Here is a 23,953-nt window from a genome sequence, read left to right as displayed (position 1 = left end):
GTCCGCCAGTGTCGGTTTTGGCACCGGCCAAGTCAACGTGCGCCCCTCACCTTGCCGCGATCCCCCCGGGCTTATCCACAAGAACACGGGGGTTTTCGCTTGCATGGCGGGGCAGCAAGCCTAATCTGGTTCAAAATTCTAACCAATATCAAGGAAGCATCGCATGGTTCCGGCTCTGGCGATCATTCTGGCGTTCCAATTGGCGGGCGAGGTGATCTCGCGCGCATTGCATCTGCCGCTGCCGGGGCCGGTTCTGGGGATGCTGGCGATGGTCGCGGCGTTATCGGCCAGCGAGCGGCTGCGCGCGATGATCCGGCCCGTGGCGCAGGGGCTGCTTGGCCATCTGTCGCTCTTGTTCGTGCCTGCCGGTGTGGGGGTGGTGGCGCATCTGCCGGTGCTGGCCGCGCAGGGTCCGGCGCTGGCGGTGGCGCTTGTCGTCTCGACGCTTCTCGCCATCATCGTTGGCGCGGTGACCTTCACCCTTGTCGCGAAACTGGTGCGGAGCCTGCCCGATGACTGACGCGGCGCTGATCTGGTCCTATCTCGCCTCGCAGCCGCTTTTATGGCTGACGGCGACGCTCTTTGCCTATTGGGCGGGCGACAGTCTTTATCGCCTTGCCCGGCGCAATCCGGTCGCCAATCCGGTGATGCTGGCGGTGATTTTTCTGGCCGGGCTGCTTGGGATCACCGGCACGCCCTACCGCGACTATTTCGAGGGCGCGCAATTCGTCCATTTCATGCTCGGCCCGGCGACGGTGTGTCTGGCCGTGCCGCTGCAGGCGAACCTGAAGGCGATCCGCAAGGCGGTGGTGCCGATTGCGGCGGCGCTTTTCGCAGGGTCGTTCACCGCCATCGTCTCGGCCTTGGCGATTGCGAAGATGTTCGGCGCGGAGGCCGGGCTTTTGGCGACCTTGGCGCCGAAATCGGCCACCGCGCCGGTGGCGATCGGGATTTCCGAGGCCTTGGGCGGGCAACCGACGCTGACCGCGGTTCTGGTGCTGCTGACGGGCATGATCGGGGCGATTTTCGTGACGCCGATGCTGAACGGGCTGGGGCTGCGGGACTGGCGCGCGCGCGGCTTTGCAACCGGGGTCGCCGCGCATGGGATCGGCACGGCGCGGGCCTTTCAGGTGCATGACACGGCGGGGGCCTTCGCCTCGATCGGGATGGGGCTGAATGCGGTGCTGACGGCGTTTCTGGCGCCGCTGGTGCTGCCGTGGTTCTTGTGAGGGGGTATCCCTGACCGAGGCCATTGCCGAGGTCACGCGGAACATGTCCCCTTGTCAGGCCGCGGCCCGAAGGCCGCCGGCCAGCGCCCGCCCCGCCCATGGCGGGCGCTTCTCGCCCGCCGGGGCTGGGCGCTGGCCTCTGTCACGCTTGGGGATGCGGTCTTGCCGCAAACGGGATCGCAACGGGCGGGGAAAAGCGGTGCTTTTCCTGATCCGCCCGAAAGACCGTCTCGTTCAGCCCTTTGCGGGCTTGTAGGGCGCCATGCCCGCCCGGGCCAATTCATCGGCGCGTTCGTTTTCCGCATGCCCGGCGTGGCCCTTGATCCATTTCCAGACCACCTGATGGCGCGCCTGCGCCGCATCAAGCCTTTGCCACAGATCGACATTCTTCACCGGCTTCTTGTCCGCCGTCTTCCAGCCGTTGCGCTTCCAGCCGTGCATCCAGGACTGGATGCCGTTCTTCACATAGGCCGAGTCGGTGGTGATCGTCAGCGCTGTGGGCCGCGTCAAAGCCTCCAGCGCGGAAATCGCCGCCATCAACTCCATGCGGTTGTTGGTCGTGTCGGCCTCGCCGCCGCACAACTCCTTTTCCTTGACGATGGTGGCGCCCTCCATCGCGCGCATCAACACGCCCCAGCCCCCCGGCCCCGGGTTGCCGCTGCAGGCCCCGTCCGTCCATGCGTAAAGATCGGCCATCACGCGCGCTCGAACGCCAGACGGACGCCCAGCGCCGCGAAAGAGGCCGCGAAGGCCCGCCGCATCCAGGCCATCACCGCGGGACGCGACAGGATCGCCTGACGACCCGAGGCCGCCAACGCAGTGTAGCCAAGGAAGGTCAGGAAGGTGAGGACGGCAAAAACGACGCCCAGTTCCGCCATCACATAGGGCCCGTCATTCACCGCCATGAATTGCGGCAGGAAAGCCACGAAGAACAGCGGCAGCTTCGGATTGAGCAGGTTCAAGATGATCCCCCGCCACACCAGCTGCGCCACCGATTGCGGCGCCGCGGCTTCCAGCGCCAGCCCGCCCGTGCCCTTCAGCGTGCCCCAGGCCATGTAAAGCAGATAGGCCACGCCCGCATATTTGATCGTCTGAAACAGCAGCGCCGAGGTGTGCAGAACCGCCGCAAGGCCCCCCAGCGCGACGGCCAGATGCACCAGCGTCGCGATAGTGCAGCCAAGCGAGGCCCAGACCCCCGCCCGGAACCCCTGCCCCAGCGTCGAAGAGAGCGTGTAGACGACCCCGATCCCCGGAACCAGACAGACGATGAAAGCCGTGAACAGGAACTCGGGGGACATGATACCTCAGCTGTCGTGGCGGAAGATCCGCGGGGTCTTGAATTCTATCCGCTCTTTCGCGGTCTCCACAAGCTCCACCGTCAGATCGTAGCGGTCACGGAAGGCTTCGATCACCTCGTCGACCAGCACTTCGGGGGCCGAGGCGCCTGCGGTCAGGCCCACTTTCGTCAGCCCGTCGAGCGCCTCCCATTTGATCTCGGACGCGCGTTCTACCAGATGCGAGACGGCACACCCGGCGTTCCGCCCCACTTCCACCAGACGCTTCGAGTTCGACGAATTCGGGGCACCGATGACCAGCAAAGCCTCGATCTTTTCGGCCAGCACCTTCACCGCCGCCTGCCGGTTCGTCGTCGCATAGCAGATGTCATCCTTGCCCGGACCGACGAGCGAGGGGAACCGCGCCTGCAGCGCCGCCACCACCTCGGCCGTGTCATCGACCGAGAGCGTCGTCTGGGTGATCCAGGCGAGTTTTTCCGGGTCGCGGACCTCAAGCGTCGCCACATCGGCGGCGGTCTCGATCAACAGCACCTCGCCCTCGGGCAGTTGCCCCATGGTGCCGATCACCTCGGGGTGGCCGGCATGGCCGATCATTACGATCTGCAGGCCTTCCTCGGCATGGCGTTCGGCTTCCAGATGCACCTTCGACACCAGCGGACAGGTCGCATCGACATAGATCATGTTGCGCCGCTCGGCCTCGGCGGGGACCGTCTTCGGCACGCCATGGGCCGAGAAGATCACCGGCCGGTCGACCGGGCATTCATCCAGTTCTTCCACGAAAACCGCGCCCTTGGCCGCGAGCGTGTCCACGACGAATTTGTTGTGCACGATCTCGTGGCGCACATAGACCGGTGCCCCCCATTTCTCGAGCGACATCTCGACGATCTTCACGGCCCGGTCGACGCCCGCGCAGAAGCCACGGGGGGCGGCAAGGTAAAGGGTAAGGGCAGGTTTCATGATGCGCTCCGTATTCACGGGTCCAGAGGTAATGCCGCGCAGCCCCGCCGTAAAGTGCGACCCGTTTACGCCCAGCGCACCTCGCCCAGAAAGATGTAGCCCGCGCCATAGATCGTCTTGATCAACCGCGGGTTCTTCGGGTCTTCGCCGAGCTTCGTGCGCAGCCGCGAAATCCGCACATCCATCGCCCGGTCGAAACTTTCCCCCGCCGCACCGCCCAGGCTCTCCTGCATTTGCGCCCGCGAAATCAGCCGGTTCGGGCTTTCCAGGAAAAGCCGCAAGACCTCTCCCTCGGCATGGGAAAAGGGCGTCTCGGCGCCGCGCTCGTCGATCAGCACATAGCGATCGAAGGCGGCCTTCCAGCCCGCAAAGACCGCGACCTGCGCCGCCGGTGCGGCCTCGGAGCGCGGGCGGCGCAGACGGGCGCGGATGCGGGCCACCACCTCGGCCGGATCAAAGGGCTTGATGATGTAGTCATCGGCGCCCAGTTCCAGCCCCGTCACCCGGTCCTGCACCTGTGCGCGGCCCGAGATGATGATGATCGCCGCCCCCGATTCGAGCGCCAACCGATGCACCAGCGCCAGACCGTCGCGGTCGGGCAGGCCAAGGTCCACCAGACAGACATCGGGCTGGCAGCGTTTCAGCCCGGCCTCGAATTCCGTCGCCCGGGCATAGGCGCTGGTGCGAAACCCGGCTTCCTCCAGCGCATCGACCAGCATGCGGCGGATCTCGGGTTCGTCGTCCAGCACGGCGACAAGCGGGGCTTGGGGGGCAGTCATCGGCGCACTCCGGCAATCAGCGCGGCCAGTTCCGCCGCAACAAAGGGTTTTTGCAAAACGGGGCAGGGCGCGGCGGCGCGCAGCCGACTGCCCGGCGGCAGCGAGGTCATCAACAGCATCGGCACCCGACCCGACAGATGATGCGCAAGGTCGATCCCGGTCCCCGCGCCCGAAAGCTGGATATCGGACAGCACCAGACCGATTTCGGGCAGCACCGCCAGCGTCTCGGCCTCGGCCAGACTGCCCGCCTCCAGCACCGAATGACCCAGACCGCGCAGCATCTCGCGCACCGAAAGCCGGATATCGGGGTCATCCTCGACCAGCAGGACCAGCATCGGCGTCGCATCGGTTTCCGCCAGACGCAGCGGCAGGCGCAGGGTCACGCAGGCGCCCGGTTCGCAATTCTCGATCCGCACCGTGCCGCCCGCCAGCTTCGTCTGGTCATAGACCATCGAGAGCCCAAGCCCCGAGCCCTGCCCGCCCTTGGTGGTGAAAAAGGGATCAAGCGCATGGGCCAAAGCCTCGGGGGAAAAGCCGGGGCCGGTGTCACTGACATGGATTTCGACCCAGGTGTCGCGCACCGGATGGGCGGCAATGCGGATCGCCCCGCCGCGCGGGCCCATCGCGTCGCGGGCGTTCAAAAGCAGATTGAGCAGGCTGTCCTGCAACGGCCCGGGGTCAAGGACCAGCGGCGCGGCCAACCCCTCGATCTCGATATCGACCAGCACCGCGGGGCCAAGCGTCGGCGCCGCCATCGTCACCAGATCGGCGATCAGCGCGGGCAGGTTCACCGCCTGCGGCCGCAATTCGCGCTTGCCGGAAATCGCCGCGATCCGGTCAAGCAGCGTGCCGCCCCGCCGCGCCGCCGACAGCGTCGCCCGCACGGCATCGCGGCCCTCGGGCGGCAGGCCCTCAAGGCGCATCATCCGCCCCTGCAGGCCGAGGATGATCGTCAGAAGGTTGGCGAAATCATGCGCCATCCCCGAGGTGATCTGCGCCGCCAATTCGCGCTTGGAAGCCTGCGCCAGCGCCGCCCGGGCCTGACTTTCCTGCGTCACGTCGGTGGACAGGATATAGACCCCCTGCACCCCGTTGCCTGGCCCCCGATCGGGCGTCAGCGCGATGCGGATGCGCCGTCCGGAGGGTTCATGGGTGATCTCGATCACATTCGCCTCGCCCGCGAAGGCGCGCTCGAACCCGGGCAGGATGCGGCGGAAGGTCTCCTCGCCCAGCACCTCGGGGGCGGATTGGCCGACCGGATCGTCAAGCGAGCCCGGCATCACCGAGGTGACGCGACGGTTCGAAAACGTATAGACGAAATCCGCGCCCATATGCGCGATATGGGCGGGCATCATCTCGGTCACCTGCCGGATCCGCGCGGCGGTGCGGCGCAATTCGCGCTGCGCTTCCTCGAGCGCGGCATTCGTCGCCGCCAGCTCCCGGTTCGCCGCCGCCAGCTGTTCGGCATGGGTCAGAACCTGTTCCGACAATTCCTCGGAGCGGGCATGCAAAAGCGCCTCTTGCCGCTTCGTCTCGGTGATGTCGGTGTAAACGGTGATCCAGCCACCCTCGGCCAGAGGCGCCCCTTCGACGGCGATCGTCCGGCCATTGGCGCGCTGCCGCTCCATGTAATGCGGGGTGAAGGCCCGCGCCTGTTCGACCCGCGCCGCCACCCAGGCGTCGATCTCGCCCACGGCGCCGTAATCGCCACGCTCGGCCAGCCAGCGGATCGTGTCGGCAAAGGTCGTGCCCGGCCGCGTCAGATGTTCGGGCAGATCGAACATCAGCTGATACTGCCGGTTCGACACCGCCAGCCGCAGATCGCTGTCAAAGATCGACAGCGCCTGCCCGATCAGATTGAGCCCCGCCTGCGTCAGCCGCGCCCGCGCATCTTCGGTCATCGCCCGTCCTCCCTCCCCCATCGCTAACACCTTTGCCGGGCAGTGCAAGCACCGGAGTCAACCGGAAAGGATTCGCAAGGTTTGGGTAAAAGTCCCGAAACTATTAACGGCAAGTTTCCTTTCAGGGCGCCGCGCCGGGAGAGAGTCGCGGCGCCCGATGCCGGAGACCCGGCGCAGGGGAGGAAGAATGGCAGATCAGGATCAGGGGACGGCGGCGCAGTCGATCCCGGCGCTTCTGGCGCTGAACGTCGAAAGGTATGGCACCCGCCCCGCCTATCGCGAAAAGGAATTCGGCATCTGGCAGGTCTGGACCTGGGCCGAAGCGGCCGAGGAAATCCGGGCGATGGCGATGGGGTTCCTCAGCCTCGGGGTGGAACGCGGCGATCACATCGCCATCATCGGCCGCAACCGTCCGGCGCATTACTGGGCGATGGTGGCGGCGCAGATGTGCGGCGCGGTGCCGGTGCCGCTCTATCAGGACGCCGTGGCCGAGGAGATGGCCTATGTGCTGGATCACTGCGGCGCCCGCTTCGTGGTCTGCGGCGATCAGGAACAGGTCGACAAGGTGGTCGAGGTCGAGGATCGCATCCATCACATCCAGCATGTCATGTATACCGACAAGCGCGGCATGCGGAAATACGACCATTCCCGGATGAACCATCTGGCCGATATCGTGGCCGAGGGGAAAGCCGGGCATTTCCGCTACGAAGGCGAGCTGGACAAGCGCATCGCCGAGCTGACCGCGGACAGCACCTGCGTGATGCTTTACACCTCGGGGACGACGGGCAAGCCGAAGGGCGTGGTGCTGTCGAACCGCAACATCATCGAGACCGCCCGCGCCTCGGTCGCCTTCGACCATCTGGGCTGCGACGAGGATGTGCTGGCCTATCTGCCGATGGCCTGGGTGGGCGATTTCATCTTTTCCATCGGTCAGGCGATGGTGGCGGGCTTCTGCGTGAACTGCCCGGAAAGCCCGGCGACGATGATGACCGACCTGCGCGAAATCGGGCCGACGTATTTCTTTGCCCCGCCCCGCATCTTTGAAACCATGCTGACGAACGTGATGATCCGGATGGAGGACGCGGGCGATCTGAAACATGGGATGTTCAAGCATTTCATGGACTTCGCCAAGACCACCGGGGAAACCTACGGGATGCCGCGGTATCGGGTGAAACGCTCGAAGCCGACCTTGCGGCGGCGCTGGCGCTGGGCTTGGCGCTATGCGATGGGGATCGGCTTTTCGGTCGAGACGATGGTGGAAAACGCGCTGCGGCTGGCGCTGGTGCGGCTGCGCCACCCGCTGGAGCATCGCAAGCATTTCCACGCCCGGGGGCCTTTGCTGAACCTTTATCCGCAGCCCCTGCGCGACTACTTCGATTATCGCACCGGCGAGGTGACGATCTTTTCGCCGCTGAAAAACACGCTTGGCCTCAGCCGCGTCCGCGTCGCCTATACCGCGGGCGAGGCGATCGGCCCCGAGATCTTCGAATTCTATCGCTCGCTCGGCATCAACCTGAAACAGCTTTACGGCCAGACCGAGGCCTCGGTCTTCATCACCCAGCAGCCCGACGGACAGGTGCGGGCCGATACGGTGGGCGTGCCCAGCCCCGGCGTCGAGGTGAAGATCGGCGAGACCGGCGAGGTCTTCTATCGCTCGCCCGGAACCTTTGTCGAATATTTCAAGAATCCCGAAAGCACCGCTTCGACCAAGGATGCCGAGGGCTGGGTGGCCACGGGCGACGCCGGTTTCTTTGAACCGGACACCGGGCATCTGCGCATCATCGACCGCGCGAAAGACGTGGGGAAAATGGCGGACGGGCGGCTGTTCGCACCGAAATACGTTGAAAACAAACTGAAATTCTATCCCTCGATCCTTGAGGCGGTGGTTTTCGGCAAGGATCGCGACCGCTGCACCGCCTTCATCAACATCGACCTGACGGCGGTGGGCAACTGGGCGGAACGCAACAACATCGCCTATGCGTCCTATCAGGAACTGGCCGGTCACCCGCAGGTCTATGGCATGATCCGCGAGCATATCGACGAGGTGAACCGCTCGGTCGCGCAGGACCCGATGCTGTCCGGCTGCCAGATCCACCGCTTCCTGATCCTGCACAAGGAACTGGATGCCGATGACGGCGAGATGACCCGCACCCGCAAGGTTCGCCGCAATGTCATCGCCGAGAAATACGCCGATCTGATCGCCGCGCTCTATGACGGGCGCGCCAGCATCTACACCGAAACCGAAGTGACCTACGAAGACGGACGCAAGGGGGCGATCAAGGCCACGCTCCGGATCGAGGACGCCACCGTTGCGCCCGAGGCGCGCATCCACAGGGAGGCCGCGGAATGAAGGACATGGGCGAAGGCTACACCACCCCGGACGGGCGCCAGATCGGCCCGGTGCTGATGGAGCTGCGCAACATCACGCTGCGCTTTGGTGGCGTGGTGGCGATCAAGGACATCAGCTTCGACATCCGCGAAGGCGAGATCCGCGCGATCATCGGCCCGAACGGCGCCGGCAAAAGCTCGATGCTGAACGTGATCTCGGGCTTTTATGTGCCGACCGAGGGCGAGGTCTGGTTCCGCGGCGAAAGACGCGGCCCGATGCGGCCCTATCAGGTGGCGCGACTGGGCATTGCCCGCACCTTCCAGAACATCGCGCTTTTTGACGGCATGTCGGTTCTGGACAACATCATGACCGGGCGGCTGACGCTGATGCATTCGGGCCTGTTCAGCCAGGCGCTCTGGTGGGGCAAGGCCGCCGCCGAGGAAGACGAGCATCGCGAAAAAGTCGAAAAAATCATCGACTTCCTTGAAATTCAGAATATTCGGAAAACTCCGGTCGGGCGTCTGCCCTATGGGTTGAAGAAGCGCGTGGAACTGGCCCGGGCGCTGGCGGCGGAACCGAAGATCCTGCTGCTGGATGAACCGATGGCCGGGATGAACGTCGAGGAAAAAGAGGACATGTGCCGCTTCATCCTGGATGTGAACGACGAATTCGGCACGACGACGGTGCTGATCGAACATGACATGGGCGTTGTGATGGATCTGTCCGACCGGGTGGTGGTGATGGATTACGGCCGCAAGATCGGCGACGGCCCGCCCGAGGAAGTCCGCAACAATCAGGACGTCATCGACGCCTATCTGGGGGTGGCCCATGCTTGACCAGTTGACCTATGCCTCGGAGGCCGCGCTGAACGGGCTGATGGCCGGGGTGATGTATTCGCTTGTCGCGCTGGGGTTCGTGCTGATCTACAAATCCTCGGGCGTGTTCAACTATGCGCAAGGGGTGATGGCGCTGTTCGCGGCGCTGACGCTGGTGGGCATCCAGAACGGACAGGTGCCCTTCGCGCATCTGATCAACGCGATGACCGGCGGCCATCTGGAGACATTCGGCTGGCAGGTGCCCGCCGTGCTGGCGATCCTTCTGACCGTCGGCGTGATGGTTCTGATGGCGATCGTGATCGAGAAACTGGTGCTGAAGCATCTGGTCAATCAGGCGCCGATCATCCTGTTCATGGCGACGATCGGGCTGGCCTATTTCCTCGAAGGATTCGGCGACGTGATGTGGGGCGCCGACATCAAGACACTGGATGTCGGCCTGCCGCAGGGCATCAACGAGACGGTGGAAAGCCTGACCGGCGCCTGGTTCGGCTATGGCTTCTTCATCGACAATCTCGACATCGTGGCCGCCGTGGTTTCCGTGGCGCTGGTGGCGGCGCTGACCGTGTTCAGCCAGTATTCGAAACAGGGCCGGGCTTTGCGCGCCGTCGCCGATGACCATCAGGCGGCGCTGTCGGTCGGCATCTCGCTGCGCTTCATATGGATCCTGGTCTGGTCGATCGCGGGCTTCGTGGCACTGGTCGCCGGGATCATGTGGGGCTCCAAATCCGGGGTGCAGTTCTCGCTGTCGCTGATCGCGCTGAAGGCGCTGCCGGTCTTGATGCTGGGTGGCTTCACCTCGATCCCCGGCGCCATCGTCGGCGGGCTGATCATCGGCATGGGCGAGAAGCTGTTCGAGTTCTTCATCGGTCCGATGATCGGCGGCGCCACCGAAAACTGGTTCGCCTATGTGCTGGCCCTGATCTTCCTCGTGTTCCGGCCGCAGGGCCTGTTCGGCGAGCGGATCATCGAGAGGGTGTAAACTAAAATGGACACTTTGACGCAGATTAGGGTTGAATGGAGGGGCAAGGTGCGACATTCTGTCAGCGATCCGGCGCGCTGGGATGATTCCTGCCGGGGACAAGCACTGCATCGCGCGCCCCTTGTGGTTGAGGAGGCGCCCGGGGAAGGGGGGCCCCATTTCGATGACCAGAAAAGCCTGTTCCGTCGCCTTCACCATCGGCTGGGCCTCGGCCCTCACCTTCGGGTGGATCGCGCTGGCCGCACCGCCGGAGGAGCCGACCTCCATCCGCACCATCAACATGATCCTCGCGGCCTTCGGGGCCGGGGCCGGTCTCTGGTCCTGGATGCGCGTGCGCCGCGACATCTGACACCGGCGGAACCGTCCCTTCCCCGCGATTGCACGGGGGGGAGGGGCTGATGTTCTACCGTGAAGCAGGCGATTTCAAGACAAGCTACCGCGCCGACAGCCAGACCTTTCCGATCCGTCTGGACCGCATCGGCTATTTCGCTGCACTGGCAATAGCTTACTGCGTCGTTCCCTTCGTCATCGACGATTACTGGGCGAATGCGGTCTTCGTGCCCTTCCTGATCTATGCGATCGCGGCGATCGGGCTCAACATCCTTGTGGGCTATGCCGGGCAGGTCAGCCTTGGCACCGGCGGCTTCATGGCCGTCGGCGCCTATGCGGTCTACAAGCTGATGACCGCCTTCCCCGATGTGCCGATCTTCCTGCATGTCATCCTGGCGGGGGGCATCACCGCCTGCGTCGGCGTGCTGTTCGGCCTGCCGTCCTTGCGGATCAAGGGCTTCTATCTGGCCGTGGCAACACTTGCTGCGCAGTTCTTCCTTGTCTGGCTCTTCAACAAGGTGCCGTGGTTTTACAACTATTCCGCGTCCGGCCAGATCACCGCGCCTGACCGCACCATGTTCGGCGTCTTCATCACCGGGGCACAGACGACGGCGGCAGCGAAATATCTGTTCTGTCTCGTCATCCTGACACTTGTGGCGCTGATGGCGCGCAATCTGACGCGCGGCACGATCGGGCGCAAATGGATGGCGATCCGCGACATGGACATCGCGGCCGAGATCATCGGGGTCAATCCGCTCTCTGCCAAGGTCACCGCCTTTGCCGTCTCGTCCTTCTTCATCGGCATCGCCGGGGCGCTTCTGTTCTCGGTCTATCTGGGCGCGGCCGAGGTGGGCGAGGCCTTCGGGATCAACAAATCCTTCCTGGTGCTGTTCATGGTGATCATCGGCGGGCTGGGCTCGATCTTCGGGTCCTTTGCCGGGGCGGCGTTCCTGGTGCTGCTGCCGGTGTTCCTGAAGAACGTGCTGGTCGGCGGCCTGGGCTGGCCCACCGATGTGGCCGCGCATCTGGAACTGATGATCGTCGGCGCGCTGATCGTGGTCTTCCTGATCGTCGAGCCGCACGGGCTGGCGCAGCTGTGGCGCATTGCCAAGGAAAAACTGAGACTTTGGCCCTTTCCGCATTGAGGGGCCGGGAAAGACCCGGGCAACCGGTTGAAAAGAAACAATACGTTACTGGGAGGATAGACGTATGAAGAAGAGCTTTGCAGCCCTTGCGGCGGCGGCCATGCTGGCCACGACCGTTCCCGCATTGGCCGATCTGACGGTGCCGAACCTGAGCTATCGCACCGGCTCCTATGCCGCGAACGGCATTCCCTATGCCGATGGTTTCGCCGATTACTTCACGCTTCTGAACGAGCGGGACGGCGGCATCGGCGGTGAAAAGGTGGCCGTGCCGGAATGCGAGACCGCCTACAACACCGAAAAGGGCGTCGAATGCTATGAAAGCACCAAGGGCGCCGGGGCGCTGGCCTATAACCCGCTTTCGACCGGGATCACCTATCAGCTGATCCCGAAGGTCACGGCGGACAAGCATGTGCTCTATACCCCGGGCTATGGCCGCACGTCCTCGGCCAATGGCGCGGTGTTCGAATGGGTGTTCAACTATCCGGCCAACTACTGGGACGGCGCCTCGGTCGCGGTGAAATACATGCTGGGCGAAAACGGCGGCGATCTGACCGGCAAGAAGATCGCGCTGGTCTATCACAACTCGGCCTATGGCAAGGAGCCGATCCGCACGCTGGAAGAGCTGGCGAAAAAGCACGGCTTCACCCTGACGCTGCTGCCGGTCGATCCGCCCGGACAAGAGCAGAAATCGCAATGGCTGCAGATCCGCCGCGACAAGCCCGATTATGTGATCATGTATGGCTGGGGCGTGATGAACCAGGTCGCGATCCAGGAGGCGGTGAACATCAAATTCCCGATGGATCACATGATGGGGATCTGGTGGTCGGGTTCTGAAAACGACGTCGGCCCGGCGGGCGATGGCGCCAATGGCTACAAGTCGATCAGCTTCCACGGCGTCGGCGCCGACTATCCGATCTATGCCGATCTGAAGAAATATGTCTTCGACGCGGGCAAGGCGGCGGGGGCGGGCGATCAGCTCGGCACCGTGCTTTACTCGCGCGGGATGTATGCGGCGATGATCATTTCCGAAGCGATCCGCACCGCGCAGGAAAAGGCCGGCAAGGCGGCGGTGACGCCCGAGGAAGTGCGTGACGGGTTTGAGAACCTGAACCTGACCGAAGCGCGTCTGACCGAACTGGGCCTGCCGGGCTTTGCCCAGCCGATCGCCGCCAGCTGCGCCGATCACGGCGGCCCGGGCACGGCGATGATCCTGCAATGGGATGCCTCGGCCAAGAAATGGTCCGCCGTCTCGGACTGGATCGAGGCTGATGCCGAAGTGCTCGATCCGCTGATCGCCGAAGATTCGGCGGCCTTCGCGGCCGAATCCGGCATCGCCGAGCGCTGCAAGTAAGCCCCTGCCCCCGGCCTTCGGGCCGGGGGATTTCGCCCCGGAGGATGACCATGTTCGATGCCGCCAAGACCGAGACGCTCCTTGAAGTGAACAACATCGAGGTGATCTACAACCACGTCATCCTTGTGCTGAAAGGCGTCAGCCTGTCGGTGCCCAAGGGCGGCATCACCGCGCTTCTGGGCGGCAATGGCGCGGGCAAGACGACGACGCTGAAGGCGATCTCGAACCTTCTGCATTCCGAACGCGGCGAGGTGACGAAGGGCGCGATCCTTTACCGCGGCGAGCGGGTGCAGGACATGTCCCCCGCCGATCTGGTGCGCAAGGGCGTGATCCAGGTGATGGAGGGGCGGCACTGCTTCGAACATCTGACGGTCGAGGAAAACCTTCTGACCGGCGCCTATACCCGCAAGGACGGCCGCGCCGCGATCGCGCGCGATCTCGAGATGGTCTACACCTATTTCCCGCGCCTGAAGGAACGGCGCAAATCGCAGGCCGGTTACACCTCGGGCGGCGAGCAGCAGATGGTGGCGATGGGCCGGGCGCTGATGTCGCGGCCGGAAACGATCCTGCTCGACGAACCCTCGATGGGGCTTGCGCCGCAGCTGGTCGAGCAGATCTTCGAGATCGTGAAAGCGGTGAACGAGGGCGAAGGCGTGACCTTCCTTCTGGCCGAGCAGAACACCAACGTCGCGCTGCGCTATGCGCATTACGGCTATATTCTGGAAAGCGGCCGGGTGGTGATGGACGGCCCCGCCGCGCAGCTGCGCGAAAACCCGGATGTGAAGGAATTCTATCTGGGCATGTCGGACGACGGGCGCAAAAGCTTCCGCGACGTCCGCTCCTATCGCCGCCGCAAGCGTTGGCTGGCCTGATAAACCCTTGATTTATAACATTTGCTGCGCAGCATTCTGCACCGCAGCATAACCCGCATGCGCCGCAGAAAGGCCCCCCGATGAGCCGCTATTACGATGTTCTGGAAACCCGTTCGGCCGATGAACGCGCCGCCGCGCTGACGCGGGATCTGCCGCAGGCCGTGGCGCGGGCGCTCTCGGCGCCGGGATTGGCCGAACATCTGGGCGCGGTCGAGGCGGCGTCGATCACCGACCTGACCGAGCTTGCGAAACTGCCGGTGCTGCGCAAATCCGACCTCAGCGCGGCGCAGAAGAAATCGCCCCCCTTTGGCGGCATGACCCCCCGCACCGCGCGCGGCTTCGCCCATATTTTCCAAAGCCCCGGCCCGATCTATGAGCCCGGCGAAACCCGTCTTGACTGGTGGCGGATGGGCCGCTTCCTGCATGCGGCGGGGGTGGGCCCGGGCGACATCGTGCAGAACTGCTTTGGTTACCACCTGACCCCCGCCGGGATGATCTTCGAATCCGGGGCCCGGGCCGTGGGCGCCGCCGTCCTGCCCGCGGGCACCGGCCAGACCGAATTGCAGGTCCGCGCCGCCGTCGACATCGGCACCACCGTCTATGCGGGCACGCCCGATTACCTCAAGGTCATCCTCGACAAGGCGGCCGAGATGAACGAGGCGCTGACGATCAGCCGCGCCGTCGTCGGCGGCGGGGCGCTGTTCCCGAGCCTGCGCAAGGAATATGCCGACCGCGGCATCACCTGCCTGCAATGCTATGCCACCGCCGATCTGGGCAACATCGCCTATGAAAGCCCGGCGCTGGAGGGGATGATCGTCGACGAGGGCGTGATTGTCGAAATCGTCCGCCCCGGCACCGGCGATCCGGTCCCGCCGGGCGAGGTGGGCGAAGTCGTCGTCACCACGCTCAACCCCGATTACCCGCTGATCCGCTTCGCGACCGGCGATCTCAGCGCCGTCCTGCCCGGGGTCTCGCCCTGCGGGCGCAGCAATCTGCGCATCAAGGGCTGGATGGGCCGCGCCGATCAGACGACGAAGATCAAGGGCATGTTCGTGCGCCCTGAACAGGTCGCGGCCTTCGTCGCCGCCCACCCAGAAGTCAAACGCGCCCGCGTCATCGCCACCCGCGAAGGCGAGATGGACGCGATGACGGTGCGGATCGAAACCGAGACCTGCGAGCCCGACCGCTACGCCGCGGGCGTCATCGAGGCGCTGAAACTCAAGGGCACGATCGAGCTTGTCGCGCCGGGCAGCCTGCCCAATGACGGCAAGGTGATCGACGATTTGCGCAAATACGACTGACCCGCTGATTTCACCTTGGTGCAAATATCCCGGGGGGCTGCGCAGCAGCGGGGGCAGCGCCCCCTCCCCGGCCCGTCACAGGTTCAGCCCCAGGTCGGGTGGAACCGGTTCGCGGGGCTCAGCGTGAAGATCTCGCAGCCGTCGGCGGTCACGCCCACCGAATGTTCGAACTGCGCCGAGAGCGACTTGTCGCGGGTGACCGCGGTCCAGTCATCCGACAGCACCTTGGTTTCCGGGCGGCCCAGGTTCACCATCGGCTCGATGGTGAACATCATGCCTTCCTCCAGCACCGCGCCCGCGCCCTTGCGGCCGTAATGCAGCACGTTCGGCGGCGCGTGGAAGACCCGCCCCAGCCCATGGCCACAGAAATCGCGCACGACGCTCATCCGCTGCGCCTCGACATAGGCCTGAATCGCATGGCCGATGTCACCAAAGGTATTGCCGGGCTTCACCTGCTCGATCCCCAGCATCAGCGCATCATGGGTGACCTGAATGAGCCGCTCCGCCTTGCGGGTCAGATTGCCCGCCACATACATCCGCGAGGTATCGCCGAACCAGCCGTCCAGGATCACCGTCACGTCGATGTTCAGGATGTCGCCATCGGTCAGGACCTTTGCCCCCGGGATGCCGTGGCACACCACATGGTTCACCGAAATGCAGGACGCATGCTTGTAGCCGCGATAGCCGATCGTCGCCGAGACCGCGCCCAGCTCCGTCACCCGGTTGCGGATGAAATCATCAAGCGCCCCGGTCGTGACCCCGGGGGCCACCAGCGGCGCGACCTCGTCCAGGATCTGCGACGCGATCTTGCCCGCCGCCTGCATCCCCGCGAAATCGGCACGGTCGTAAATGCGGATGCCATCCTTGGTCAGGCGGGGTTTTGCGTCGTTCACGGGCACTCTCCTGTTCGCTGGCCCCTAGATAGTCACAAATCCGCGGCTTGGCCAGACCCGGGCTTTTCCGCAAGGCCCGCGCCCCTTATACCGTGGCGAAGGAGGAGCCCCATGCCCAATCCCACCTGCGCGATCCTGATCATTGGCGACGAGATCCTGACCGGCCGCACCCGCGAGGGGAACGCCCATCATCTGGCGGGGGAACTGGTCAAGGCGGGCTTCGATCTGCGGCAGATCCGGGTGATTTCGGATGATCACCCGACCATCGTCGCCGCGGTGCGGGACCTGGCCGGGACGCATGAGCACCTGTTCACCTCGGGCGGCATCGGGCCGACGCATGACGACATCACCGCAGATGCCGTGGCCGAGGCTTTCGGGCGCCCCATCGGCGTGCGCGAAGATGCGCGGGCGATCCTTGCCGCCCATTACGCCGCCCGCGGGGTGGAGTTCACCGAGGCCCGGCTGCGCATGGCCCGCATCCCCGAGGGCGCCAGTCTGATCGACAACCCGGTCTCGGGTGCCCCGGGCTTCAGCGTCGGGAATTGTCACGTCATGGCGGGCGTGCCCAATATCTTTCAGGCGATGGTGGCGGGGCTCTTGCCGCGGCTTTCCGGCGGGCAGCCACTGTTGTCGCGCAACTGGCAGATGATGGTGGCCGAAGCCGCCATCGCCGATGCCCTGCGCGCTCTGGCCGCGGCGCATCCGGCCGTGTCCTTCGGCTCCTATCCCTTCATCACCGAAGGGCAATATGGCACCAACCTTGTCGCCCGCACGACCGACCCGCAGGCGCTTGAAGCCGCCTTTGCCGCGCTGCAGGCCGCCTTCCCGGAGGGTCGATGACCGATCCCCTGTTCGAGGTCATCGACGCCACCTGGCCCGCCGCCTCGGTCCGGCAGGCGGGCGGCTTCCTGATCCGCGAAGGCCGGGGCGGCGGCTCGCGCGTCAGTGCGGCCAGCCTGATCGGACGACTGGAAGAGGCCGATATCGACACGGCCATCGCTGCGCAGCGAAGCCTTGGGCAGGAACCGAAATTCATGCTCCGCCCCGGCGAGGATGCCCTTGATGCCGCCTTGGCCGATCGCGGCTTCGAGGCCTTCGACCCGGTGGTGATCCTGACGGCAGATCTGGCCGCCCTGCCCCGCGAGGTGCCCCCCGTCACCGCCTTTGCGCATTGGCCGCCGCTTGCCATTGCCCGCGAGATCTGGGCCGAAAACGGCATCGGCGCCGAACGGCAGGCGATCATCGAGCGCGCCCGCGGCCCGAAAGCCGTCGTCCTTGGCCGCACCCGGGACCGCGCCGCGGGGGCCGCCTTCGTCGCCCTTCACGACCGGACCGCGATGCTGCATGCGCTGGTCGTCGCCCCGGAGTTTCGCCGCCTTGGCCTTGGGCGCGCGATCATGGCCGAGGCCTGCCGCTGGGCCCATGACGCGGGCGCAACCCGGATGGCGCTGGTCGTCACCAAGGCCAATGCGGCGGCATTGGCGCTTTACCGGGATATCGGCCTGCAGCCCGTCTGCGCCTATCATTACCGCCGCGAGGCCCGTCCATGAGACGTTTTTTCTGCGCAGCATTTCTGCTTTGCCCGCTGCCCGGTCTGGCCGAGCCGCCCGTGCTGACCCTGCCGCCGGGCGCCACCGTCTCGGCCGAACGGACGCAGGCGGCGACATCTTACGGCTTGCCGATCGGCCCCTGGCGCAACGACACGATGGCGCGCAACATGCTGGAGGGCACCCGCGCCGACACCGCCTGGCGGCTGCGCGGCAATCAGGAGACCAGCCTGCAGATCCTGGCGCCGCTGCGTGCGCAGATCGTTGGGGCGGGCTACATCCTGATCTATCAATGCGAAACCGAGACCTGCGGCGGCTTCGATTTCCGCTATGCGCTCGATCTGCTTCCGGAACCCGAGATGCATGTCGATCTGGGCGATTTCCGCTATCTGGCGGCGCAGAACGGCCAGGACTGGATCGCGCTGACGGTGTCGCGCTCGTCGGAATCGGGCTTCGTGCATCTGACGACGATGACCGCCGAAGATGCGACCCCGGCGCAGCCCGACAACGATCTGGCCCGGCCGCAACCCCGCCCGGAACCGGACCATCCGGCGGGCGATCTGGCCAAGGCGCTGGAACAGACGGGCAAGGTGGCGCTGGATGATCTGGTCTTTGCCAGCGGCGCCTCGCAACTGGCCGAGGGCGATTTCGCAACGCTCTCGGCGCTGGCCGATTATCTGGCCACCCGGCCCGAGGCGCGGATCGCGCTGGTCGGGCATACCGACAATTCCGGGGCGCTCGCCGCGAATGTGGCGCTGTCGCGCGATCGCGCGGCGGCGGTGCGCAAACGGCTGATCGAAAGGCTGGGGGTTCCGGCCGGGCAGCTGACGGCCGAGGGGGCGGGCTGGCTTTCGCCGCGGGCGAGCAACCTCACCCCCGAGGGGCGCGAGAAAAACAGAAGGGTCGAAGCCGTATTGGCCTCGACCCCAAGGTGACGGCGCCGGACGGAAGGGACACCGTGGGAGGAAGTCGGTTCACCAGTTGTCGGGGCCTTTTTCGGCAAAGGTCACGGCCAGAAAGTCGATGAAGGCCCGCACCTTGGGCTGGGTGAAGCGCCCGGGCGGATAGACGGCATAAATGCCGAGCGTCTCCATCGGCAGCTCCGGCATCGCTTCCTCGACCAGACCCTTTTTCATCGCATCGGCGTAAAGGAAGCTGGGCAGATAGGCGATGCCAAGCCCCGCAATGGCGGCATGCAGCAGCGACTGGCCATCATTCACCGTCAGCCACCCGGCCGAGCGCACCTGCCGCCGCTCGCCCGAAGGCGCGGTGATCTTCCAGACATTGCCGTTTGACTGGTTCGAATAATGCAGAAGCTTGTGATCGTTCAGATCGTCGATCTTCGTCGGGCGGCCGTATTTCTCGAAATAGCGCGGCGCGGCGATCATGCGTTTCGCGGTTTCGGTCAGCTTGCGGGCGCGCAGCGTGCTGTCTTCCAGCTCGCCCACGCGGATCGCCATGTCGAACCCTTCCGAGATCAGCTCGACATAGCGGTTGTTCAGCACCATGTTGACGGTGATTTCGGGATATTCCTGCAGGAATTCCCCCAGAACCGGCGACAGCAGGTTCACCCCGAAATCGGTCGCCACCGAAATCCGCAAAAGCCCCGAAGGCGCCACCTGCATCGAAGTGACCAGCGCGTCAGCCTCTCCGGCATCGTTCAGAACGCGCCGGGCGCGGTCGTAATAGGCCAGCCCGATTTCGGTGGGCGAGACCCGTCGCGTGGTGCGGTTGAGCAACCTTGCCCCCAACCGCGCCTCCAGCGCCGAGACATGCTTGGACACGGCCGATTTGGAAATTCCCATCTTCTTGGCGGCATCGGTGAAGCCACCTTGATCCACCACCGTGGCAAAGGCTTCCATTTCAGTGAGGCGGTCCATCGTTCACCCATGCGGAATGTTTCGCGTTGGCTTTGGTGATCGGCTTCAATTCGGGCGCAATTTGGACCTTGAGAGGACAATACCGGGGAAATTGCGCGGTTCGGTTAAGGCGGGGAAACGATTGTTGCCCGGTGCGGCGAGAGAGGGGCGCTGCCCCTCGCCCTTGCGGGCTCACCCCGAGATATTTCGGGCAAGATGAAGACAATGACGTCGCGTTTGCCGTGACAGGGGGGGCGGCGCTTGTAAGGTGGCCGAAAATGAGAGCCAAAACGCGAGGACGTGATGAGCCATTATCCGCATCTGCTGGCGCCGCTCGATCTCGGTCATGTGGTGTTGCCCAACCGCGTGCTGATGGGCTCGATGCACACCAATCTTGAAGAGACCGGCGACTGGAACCGGGTGGCCGAGTTCTATGCGACGCGGGCGCGCGGCGGGGTCGGGCTGATGGTGACGGGGGGCATGGCGCCGAACCGCGAAGGCGGGGTGTTTCCGGGCGCGGCCGGGTTGTTCACGGCCGAGGACATCGCCCATCACCGGCTGGTGACGGATCGGGTGCATGATGCGGGCGGGCGGATCGCGATGCAGATCCTGCATGCGGGCCGCTATGCCTATGGGCCGGAGTGCGTTTCGGCCTCGGCGGTGAAATCGCCGATCTCGCCCTTTGCGCCCCGGGAACTGGATGCGGCGGGGATCGAAAAGCAGATCAATGACATTGCCACCGCTAGCGCCCGCGCCCGCGAGGCGGGCTATGACGGTGTCGAGGTGATGGGCTCGGAAGGTTATTTCCTCAACCAGTTCCTGGTCCGCCATGTGAACCGACGCACCGACGACTGGGGCGGGTCTTACGAAAACCGGATGCGCCTGCCGGTGGAGGTGATGCGCCGCGTCCGCGCCGCGGTGGGGCCGGATTTCATCGTGATCTTCCGCATTTCGCTGATCGACCTCGTCCCCGAGGGCTCGACCTGGGACGAGGTGGTGGCTCTGGCCAAGGCCATCGAGGCCGCCGGGGCCAGCCTGCTCAATACCGGGATCGGCTGGCACGAGGCGCGGGTGCCCACCATCGCCACCTCGGTGCCGCGGGCGGCGTTTTCCTGGCTGACGGCGCGGCTGCGCCCCGAAGTGGGCATTCCGGTCATCACCTCGAACCGGATCAACACGCCCGAGGTGGCCGAGGGGATTCTGGCCGCGGGACAGGCCGACATGGTCTCGATGGCGCGGCCGTTCCTCGCCGATCCCGATTTCGTCGCCAAGGCCGCCAGCGGCCGCGCGGCGGAAATCGCGCCCTGCATCGGCTGCAACCAGGCCTGCCTTGACCACACTTTCTCGGGCAAGATTTCGTCCTGCCTGGTCAATCCGCGGGCGGGCCATGAGACCGAATTGCTGCTGACCGCCACCGAAAGCCCGAAACGCATCGCCGTCGTCGGCGCGGGCCCGGCGGGCATGGCCTGCGCCATCGCCGCGGCCGAGCGCGGCCATGCGGTGAAGCTGTTCGAGAAGGACCCGGAAATCGGCGGGCAATTGCGGCTGGCCCGAACGATCCCGGGCAAGGAAGAGTTCCACGGCCTGACCGACTGGTTCGCCACCATGCTGGCCCGCGCGGGCGTCAGCCTGCGGCTCAATACCGAGGCGACGGTGGCGTCGCTTGGCGGCTTTGACGAGGTCGTGATCGCCACCGGCGTCAGCCCCCGCCGCCCCGGCATCCCGGGCGAGGAGCTGGCGATCAGCTATGCCGATCTGCTCTCGGGCAAGGCCGTGGCCGGGCCGCGCGTCGCGGTTGTGGGCGCGGGCGGCATCGGCTTTGACGTCGCCGAATTCCTGACCGTGACCGAAAGCCCGACGCTGCACCCGGAAGACTGGATGCGCGAATGGGGTGTCGGCGATCCGGCGCAAAGCCCGGGCGGGCTGGCCGCACCTGCCCCCGGCCCGCCCGCGCGGGCAGTGACGCTGTTGCAACGGAAACCGGAAAAACCTGGCCGCCATCTGGGCAAGACGACAGGCTGGATCCACCGCGCCGCGCTGGCCGCGAAAGGTGTGAAGATGCTGGGCGGGGTGAATTATGACCGCATCACCCCCGAAGGCCTGCACATCAGCTTCGGTCCCGCGCGCGAAAACCCGACCCTGATCGAGGCCGATACGGTGGTGCTTTGCTCCGGTCAGGAAAGCCAGCGCAGCCTGGCCGAGGCGCTGCGCCGGCAGGGCATCACCCCCCATATCATCGGCGGCGCCGATGTCGCGGGCGAACTGGATGCGAAACGGGCCATTGATCAGGGCACAAGGCTCGGCGCCTGCCTCTGATCCGCCCTTTCATCTGGCCTGAAAGACCTCGGGGGAGGAGGCCAAGAGGGGGGGCAGCGCCCCCCCGGCCTCAGGCCCCGGTCTCAGCCCGCAGTCTCGACGCAATGGCGCCGGAACGCCCGCTTCAGCAGATCCAGTTCCGCCCGCAGCAGGTCGATTTCGGCGCGCAGATCCGCCTCGAGCGGCTGGCCGCTGACGATGGTGAAATGCCCCACCGTGTCGTCGCCCGCGCGCAGCAGGAACGTCTGCACCCCGTCCGACAGCAACGCGGCCGGGATCGGCAGGCGCAGCCGCCATCGCCCCTCGCCCAGAGCTTCACAAGAAAGACCGGGCAGCGCCCGCTCCTGATGCAGGACCTGAAACGCCGGTTCCGCCGCCCCGGTCCAGACCCCTTCCCAATGCCCCGCCGCGATCCGCGATCCTTCCAGCATCCCGCCCCCTCAGATATCGGCGCGCGGATGGCGCGCAAAGGTCAGATCCCGCAGCTGGATCTGGTTCATCTGCGGCCCTTCGAAGATCAGATCGACCCAGATCTTCTCGACCCGCTTTTCGTTCATCTTCGTATAGGCCAGGTCGAATTCGACGAAATCCGTGCCGCTCCCCAGCGGCATCTCCCGCACCAGCTGATCGGTGTTCGGCCCGTGCTTGACGTTCAGCCGACAGAAAATCTCGATCGGCCGTTCCAGCTCCACCGACATCGCCAGCCGGATCAGATGGGTGCGCTTCAGACCGGCCACGCCGTCCTCGGGCAGATCGAGCACCAGCGACAGGAACGAGCCCTCGAAGCGGAACACGTCCAGCCGCAGCCCGAAGGGCGCCCTGTCCTGCGGCCGGGTGTTGCGGATCTGGCGCAAGGTGATCTCGCTGTCGCGGCAATCGTGAAACAGCGTCACATCGGCGCCGATCCGGCTGCGGCTTTCCGCCCCGACCAGCCCCGAGGGCACCACCGGCCCGCACCAAAGATCGGGCCGCCAGACCCAGTCGCAGCCCAGAGGCCGCAGGATTCCATCGGCGCCATCGGGTGGCATCGCCAGCCGTCCCTCGGCCAGAAACAGCACCCGGTCCAGTTCGCGCCGCAGCGCCCGGGCATCATCGCGCAGCTGGCGCAACGGCCCCGGCCCCAGCGCCGCAGCCAGCCGGGCCGCCCGCGACCAGCGTGCAAGCGTCCGGCCCTGCACCAGCCGGTCAACGAATGAACTGCGCTTTCCAGACATTTTCATCACGACCATCCGACGATGTCACCAATTCGGAAACAATGCGCCACATCCGTTTCCTTTTGCACTGCATGCGGTGGAAAATGAAGCGCGAAATCCATCGAAAACCACGCATTTCCGCCCGTTTCAACCCTGCCGGGAGAACGGCGCCCAGCCCTGTGCGCCCGCGCTCAATTCGCCTCCCGGATCGTCTCGTCAAAGGCCGAAAGCAGGTCCAGCTGGGTTTCGTCCGGCAAGCCGCTGCCTGCCAGCGGCAGCACCGAAAGCGCCGAAACATGTCCACGCACCCCGGTGATCTCGCGCCAGTAGACCGGATCGACCGGGGCCGTCGTCGGGGCGGAATGATCGGAAATCTTCAGCAGCAACCGCTGTTCCTCGCGCTTGACGGCCAGAATCTCGACATCCTGCGCCTTGCCCGACCGCGCCAGCGCCGCCCGTCCGGCCCGGGTCTTGAAGAACCTCTCATAGCTGTCGAAGGCGGTTTCGACCGGATCGGGGCTTTCCGGGCCGATCGTCGCGCTCAACAGCGCCTTTTGCGCCGGTTTCGGCGCCCGGGCATCGCCACCGATCGCGGCACAGCTGCCCCAAAGCACGAAGGCGCCCTCGGGCCCGTCGCGGGTCGAACCGGGATCGACGCAAAACCCGTCCGGGGCCCGCAGCGTCACCGCCCCCTCCTGCACCGCGACGCGGCCGGTGACCGGCTTGCGCAACGGCAAAGGCAGGTCAAGCTTGAACGGCAACGCCTTGACGCAGCCTGACAGGGCCAGGCTCAGGCACAGAATGATCATGACCCGCCGCATCGCCCCTCCCTGCTGCGGCG

General features: G+C 65.5%; 24 protein-coding genes. 14 read left to right on the top strand and 10 right to left on the bottom strand.

All coding sequences use genetic code 11. The features are described from left to right. Positions 1-163: 163 nt before the first annotated feature. Positions 164-520 (top strand): CidA/LrgA family protein, encoded by a 357-nt coding sequence (locus ACTTAG_RS01050; protein WP_444463800.1) that lies wholly within the window; start codon positions 164-166, stop codon positions 518-520. Then, on the top strand, positions 513-1,229 hold the full coding sequence (locus ACTTAG_RS01045) for an LrgB family protein (RefSeq protein ID WP_444463799.1): 717 nt from the start codon (positions 513-515) through the stop codon (positions 1,227-1,229). Before ACTTAG_RS01050 ends, ACTTAG_RS01045 begins: the two co-directional genes overlap by 8 nt. Before the next feature lie 234 nt (positions 1,230-1,463). Here the strand turns inward: ACTTAG_RS01045 and rnhA are convergent, their stop codons facing one another. The 5 genes from rnhA to ACTTAG_RS01020 all read right to left on the bottom strand — a co-directional run bounded on the left by rnhA (position 1,464) and on the right by ACTTAG_RS01020 (position 6,161). Next, positions 1,464-1,925 (bottom strand): ribonuclease HI, encoded by a 462-nt coding sequence (gene rnhA, locus ACTTAG_RS01040; protein WP_444463798.1) that lies wholly within the window; start codon positions 1,923-1,925, stop codon positions 1,464-1,466. Then, positions 1,925-2,527: a LysE family translocator gene (locus ACTTAG_RS01035; protein WP_444463797.1), complete on the bottom strand. Its 603-nt coding sequence runs from the start codon at positions 2,525-2,527 to the stop codon at positions 1,925-1,927. The genes rnhA and ACTTAG_RS01035 overlap by 1 nt, the downstream gene beginning before the upstream one ends. Positions 2,528-2,533: 6 nt before the next feature. Continuing rightward, positions 2,534-3,484: a 4-hydroxy-3-methylbut-2-enyl diphosphate reductase gene (gene ispH, locus ACTTAG_RS01030; RefSeq protein ID WP_444465285.1), complete on the bottom strand. Its 951-nt coding sequence runs from the start codon at positions 3,482-3,484 to the stop codon at positions 2,534-2,536. A gap of 62 nt (positions 3,485-3,546) precedes the next feature. Next, positions 3,547-4,260, bottom strand: a complete 714-nt coding sequence (locus ACTTAG_RS01025) for a response regulator transcription factor (protein ID WP_444463796.1) — start codon at positions 4,258-4,260, stop codon at positions 3,547-3,549. Further along, positions 4,257-6,161 carry a PAS-domain containing protein gene (locus ACTTAG_RS01020; protein WP_444463795.1) on the bottom strand — a complete coding sequence of 635 codons (1,905 nt, stop codon included), beginning with the start codon at positions 6,159-6,161 and terminating at the stop codon, positions 4,257-4,259. Before ACTTAG_RS01020 ends, ACTTAG_RS01025 begins: the two co-directional genes overlap by 4 nt. Positions 6,162-6,348: 187 nt before the next feature. Between ACTTAG_RS01020 and ACTTAG_RS01015 the strand changes: the two genes are divergently transcribed. The 8 genes from ACTTAG_RS01015 (at position 6,349) to ACTTAG_RS00980 (ending at position 15,304) form a co-directional block, all read left to right on the top strand. Next, the gene (locus ACTTAG_RS01015; RefSeq protein ID WP_444463794.1) at positions 6,349-8,511 is read left to right on the top strand and encodes an AMP-binding protein; all 2,163 of its coding nucleotides are present in this window, start codon (positions 6,349-6,351) and stop codon (positions 8,509-8,511) included. Beyond that, positions 8,508-9,326 carry an ABC transporter ATP-binding protein gene (locus ACTTAG_RS01010; protein WP_444463793.1) on the top strand — a complete coding sequence of 273 codons (819 nt, stop codon included), beginning with the start codon at positions 8,508-8,510 and terminating at the stop codon, positions 9,324-9,326. The genes ACTTAG_RS01015 and ACTTAG_RS01010 overlap by 4 nt, the downstream gene beginning before the upstream one ends. Beyond that, positions 9,319-10,305: a branched-chain amino acid ABC transporter permease gene (locus ACTTAG_RS01005; RefSeq protein WP_444463792.1), complete on the top strand. Its 987-nt coding sequence runs from the start codon at positions 9,319-9,321 to the stop codon at positions 10,303-10,305. Before ACTTAG_RS01010 ends, ACTTAG_RS01005 begins: the two co-directional genes overlap by 8 nt. Before the next feature lie 163 nt (positions 10,306-10,468). Next, positions 10,469-10,654 (top strand): hypothetical protein, encoded by a 186-nt coding sequence (locus ACTTAG_RS01000; protein ID WP_444463791.1) that lies wholly within the window; start codon positions 10,469-10,471, stop codon positions 10,652-10,654. A gap of 49 nt (positions 10,655-10,703) precedes the next feature. After that, the gene (locus tag ACTTAG_RS00995; RefSeq protein WP_444463790.1) at positions 10,704-11,780 is read left to right on the top strand and encodes a branched-chain amino acid ABC transporter permease; all 1,077 of its coding nucleotides are present in this window, start codon (positions 10,704-10,706) and stop codon (positions 11,778-11,780) included. 64 nt (positions 11,781-11,844) lie between these two features. Beyond that, positions 11,845-13,131: an ABC transporter substrate-binding protein gene (locus ACTTAG_RS00990; RefSeq protein WP_444463789.1), complete on the top strand. Its 1,287-nt coding sequence runs from the start codon at positions 11,845-11,847 to the stop codon at positions 13,129-13,131. 50 nt (positions 13,132-13,181) lie between these two features. Continuing rightward, entirely contained in the window at positions 13,182-14,003 is an 822-nt protein-coding gene (locus ACTTAG_RS00985; protein WP_444463788.1) for an ABC transporter ATP-binding protein, read from the top strand. 80 nt (positions 14,004-14,083) lie between these two features. Then, complete coding sequence (locus tag ACTTAG_RS00980) at positions 14,084-15,304, top strand: phenylacetate--CoA ligase family protein (RefSeq protein ID WP_444463787.1); 1,221 nt, start codon at positions 14,084-14,086, stop codon at positions 15,302-15,304. Positions 15,305-15,387: 83 nt separating this feature from the next. Here the strand turns inward: ACTTAG_RS00980 and map are convergent, their stop codons facing one another. Next, the gene (gene map, locus ACTTAG_RS00975) at positions 15,388-16,197 is read right to left on the bottom strand and encodes a type I methionyl aminopeptidase (protein WP_444463786.1); all 810 of its coding nucleotides are present in this window, start codon (positions 16,195-16,197) and stop codon (positions 15,388-15,390) included. Positions 16,198-16,308: 111 nt separating this feature from the next. Between map and ACTTAG_RS00970 the strand changes: the two genes are divergently transcribed. Genes ACTTAG_RS00970 through ACTTAG_RS00960 form a run of 3 tightly spaced genes read left to right on the top strand, consistent with a single transcriptional unit; the run spans position 16,309 to position 18,679 of the window. Then, positions 16,309-17,037 (top strand): competence/damage-inducible protein A, encoded by a 729-nt coding sequence (locus tag ACTTAG_RS00970; RefSeq protein WP_444463785.1) that lies wholly within the window; start codon positions 16,309-16,311, stop codon positions 17,035-17,037. Next, the gene (locus tag ACTTAG_RS00965) at positions 17,034-17,747 is read left to right on the top strand and encodes a GNAT family N-acetyltransferase (RefSeq protein ID WP_444463784.1); all 714 of its coding nucleotides are present in this window, start codon (positions 17,034-17,036) and stop codon (positions 17,745-17,747) included. Before ACTTAG_RS00970 ends, ACTTAG_RS00965 begins: the two co-directional genes overlap by 4 nt. Beyond that, positions 17,744-18,679: an OmpA family protein gene (locus ACTTAG_RS00960; protein WP_444463783.1), complete on the top strand. Its 936-nt coding sequence runs from the start codon at positions 17,744-17,746 to the stop codon at positions 18,677-18,679. The genes ACTTAG_RS00965 and ACTTAG_RS00960 overlap by 4 nt, the downstream gene beginning before the upstream one ends. Before the next feature lie 39 nt (positions 18,680-18,718). Here ACTTAG_RS00960 and ACTTAG_RS00955 read toward each other — a convergent pair whose 3' ends face one another. Then, positions 18,719-19,624 (bottom strand): LysR family transcriptional regulator, encoded by a 906-nt coding sequence (locus ACTTAG_RS00955; RefSeq protein ID WP_444463782.1) that lies wholly within the window; start codon positions 19,622-19,624, stop codon positions 18,719-18,721. Positions 19,625-19,906: 282 nt separating this feature from the next. Between ACTTAG_RS00955 and ACTTAG_RS00950 the strand changes: the two genes are divergently transcribed. After that, positions 19,907-21,919, top strand: coding sequence for an oxidoreductase (locus tag ACTTAG_RS00950; RefSeq protein WP_444463781.1), 2,013 nt, complete (start codon positions 19,907-19,909; stop codon positions 21,917-21,919). An 83-nt stretch (positions 21,920-22,002) separates the two neighbouring features. Here ACTTAG_RS00950 and ACTTAG_RS00945 read toward each other — a convergent pair whose 3' ends face one another. From ACTTAG_RS00945 to ACTTAG_RS00935, 3 genes are all read right to left on the bottom strand, one after another. Next, the gene (locus ACTTAG_RS00945) at positions 22,003-22,350 is read right to left on the bottom strand and encodes a hypothetical protein (protein ID WP_444463780.1); all 348 of its coding nucleotides are present in this window, start codon (positions 22,348-22,350) and stop codon (positions 22,003-22,005) included. 9 nt (positions 22,351-22,359) lie between these two features. Then, complete coding sequence (locus ACTTAG_RS00940) at positions 22,360-23,139, bottom strand: DUF6478 family protein (protein WP_444463779.1); 780 nt, start codon at positions 23,137-23,139, stop codon at positions 22,360-22,362. Between the two features lie 164 nt (positions 23,140-23,303). Then, complete coding sequence (locus tag ACTTAG_RS00935; RefSeq protein WP_444463778.1) at positions 23,304-23,933, bottom strand: hypothetical protein; 630 nt, start codon at positions 23,931-23,933, stop codon at positions 23,304-23,306. Between the last annotated feature and the right edge of the window lie 20 nt (positions 23,934-23,953).

This window comes from Rhodobacter capsulatus (assembly GCF_052363185.1).
Lineage (GTDB): Bacteria > Pseudomonadota > Alphaproteobacteria > Rhodobacterales > Rhodobacteraceae > Rhodobacter > Rhodobacter capsulatus_E.
This window is presented reverse-complemented; position numbering and strand designations above follow the sequence as displayed.

What these genes read in the sequence shown, in the direction of transcription:
- ACTTAG_RS00945 (WP_444463780.1), bottom strand. Translation starts at nt 22,350, where the DNA reads ATGCTGGAAGGATCGCGGATCGCGGCGGGGCATTGGGAAGGGGTCTGG.
- ACTTAG_RS01000 (WP_444463791.1), top strand. Translation starts at nt 10,469, where the DNA reads ATGACCAGAAAAGCCTGTTCCGTCGCCTTCACCATCGGCTGGGCCTCG.
- ACTTAG_RS01045 (WP_444463799.1), top strand. Translation starts at nt 513, where the DNA reads ATGACTGACGCGGCGCTGATCTGGTCCTATCTCGCCTCGCAGCCGCTT.
- ACTTAG_RS00940 (WP_444463779.1), bottom strand. Translation starts at nt 23,139, where the DNA reads ATGAAAATGTCTGGAAAGCGCAGTTCATTCGTTGACCGGCTGGTGCAG.
- ACTTAG_RS00995 (WP_444463790.1), top strand. Translation starts at nt 10,704, where the DNA reads ATGTTCTACCGTGAAGCAGGCGATTTCAAGACAAGCTACCGCGCCGAC.
- ACTTAG_RS01020 (WP_444463795.1), bottom strand. Translation starts at nt 6,161, where the DNA reads ATGACCGAAGATGCGCGGGCGCGGCTGACGCAGGCGGGGCTCAATCTG.
- ACTTAG_RS00950 (WP_444463781.1), top strand. Translation starts at nt 19,907, where the DNA reads ATGAGCCATTATCCGCATCTGCTGGCGCCGCTCGATCTCGGTCATGTG.
- rnhA (WP_444463798.1), bottom strand. Translation starts at nt 1,925, where the DNA reads ATGGCCGATCTTTACGCATGGACGGACGGGGCCTGCAGCGGCAACCCG.
- ACTTAG_RS00985 (WP_444463788.1), top strand. Translation starts at nt 13,182, where the DNA reads ATGTTCGATGCCGCCAAGACCGAGACGCTCCTTGAAGTGAACAACATC.
- ACTTAG_RS01025 (WP_444463796.1), bottom strand. Translation starts at nt 4,260, where the DNA reads ATGACTGCCCCCCAAGCCCCGCTTGTCGCCGTGCTGGACGACGAACCC.
- ACTTAG_RS00960 (WP_444463783.1), top strand. Translation starts at nt 17,744, where the DNA reads ATGAGACGTTTTTTCTGCGCAGCATTTCTGCTTTGCCCGCTGCCCGGT.
- ACTTAG_RS01035 (WP_444463797.1), bottom strand. Translation starts at nt 2,527, where the DNA reads ATGTCCCCCGAGTTCCTGTTCACGGCTTTCATCGTCTGTCTGGTTCCG.
- ACTTAG_RS00990 (WP_444463789.1), top strand. Translation starts at nt 11,845, where the DNA reads ATGAAGAAGAGCTTTGCAGCCCTTGCGGCGGCGGCCATGCTGGCCACG.
- ACTTAG_RS01005 (WP_444463792.1), top strand. Translation starts at nt 9,319, where the DNA reads ATGCTTGACCAGTTGACCTATGCCTCGGAGGCCGCGCTGAACGGGCTG.
- ACTTAG_RS01050 (WP_444463800.1), top strand. Translation starts at nt 164, where the DNA reads ATGGTTCCGGCTCTGGCGATCATTCTGGCGTTCCAATTGGCGGGCGAG.
- ACTTAG_RS00970 (WP_444463785.1), top strand. Translation starts at nt 16,309, where the DNA reads ATGCCCAATCCCACCTGCGCGATCCTGATCATTGGCGACGAGATCCTG.
- ACTTAG_RS00980 (WP_444463787.1), top strand. Translation starts at nt 14,084, where the DNA reads ATGAGCCGCTATTACGATGTTCTGGAAACCCGTTCGGCCGATGAACGC.
- ACTTAG_RS00935 (WP_444463778.1), bottom strand. Translation starts at nt 23,933, where the DNA reads ATGCGGCGGGTCATGATCATTCTGTGCCTGAGCCTGGCCCTGTCAGGC.
- ACTTAG_RS00955 (WP_444463782.1), bottom strand. Translation starts at nt 19,624, where the DNA reads ATGGACCGCCTCACTGAAATGGAAGCCTTTGCCACGGTGGTGGATCAA.
- ACTTAG_RS01010 (WP_444463793.1), top strand. Translation starts at nt 8,508, where the DNA reads ATGAAGGACATGGGCGAAGGCTACACCACCCCGGACGGGCGCCAGATC.
- ACTTAG_RS00965 (WP_444463784.1), top strand. Translation starts at nt 17,034, where the DNA reads ATGACCGATCCCCTGTTCGAGGTCATCGACGCCACCTGGCCCGCCGCC.
- ACTTAG_RS01015 (WP_444463794.1), top strand. Translation starts at nt 6,349, where the DNA reads ATGGCAGATCAGGATCAGGGGACGGCGGCGCAGTCGATCCCGGCGCTT.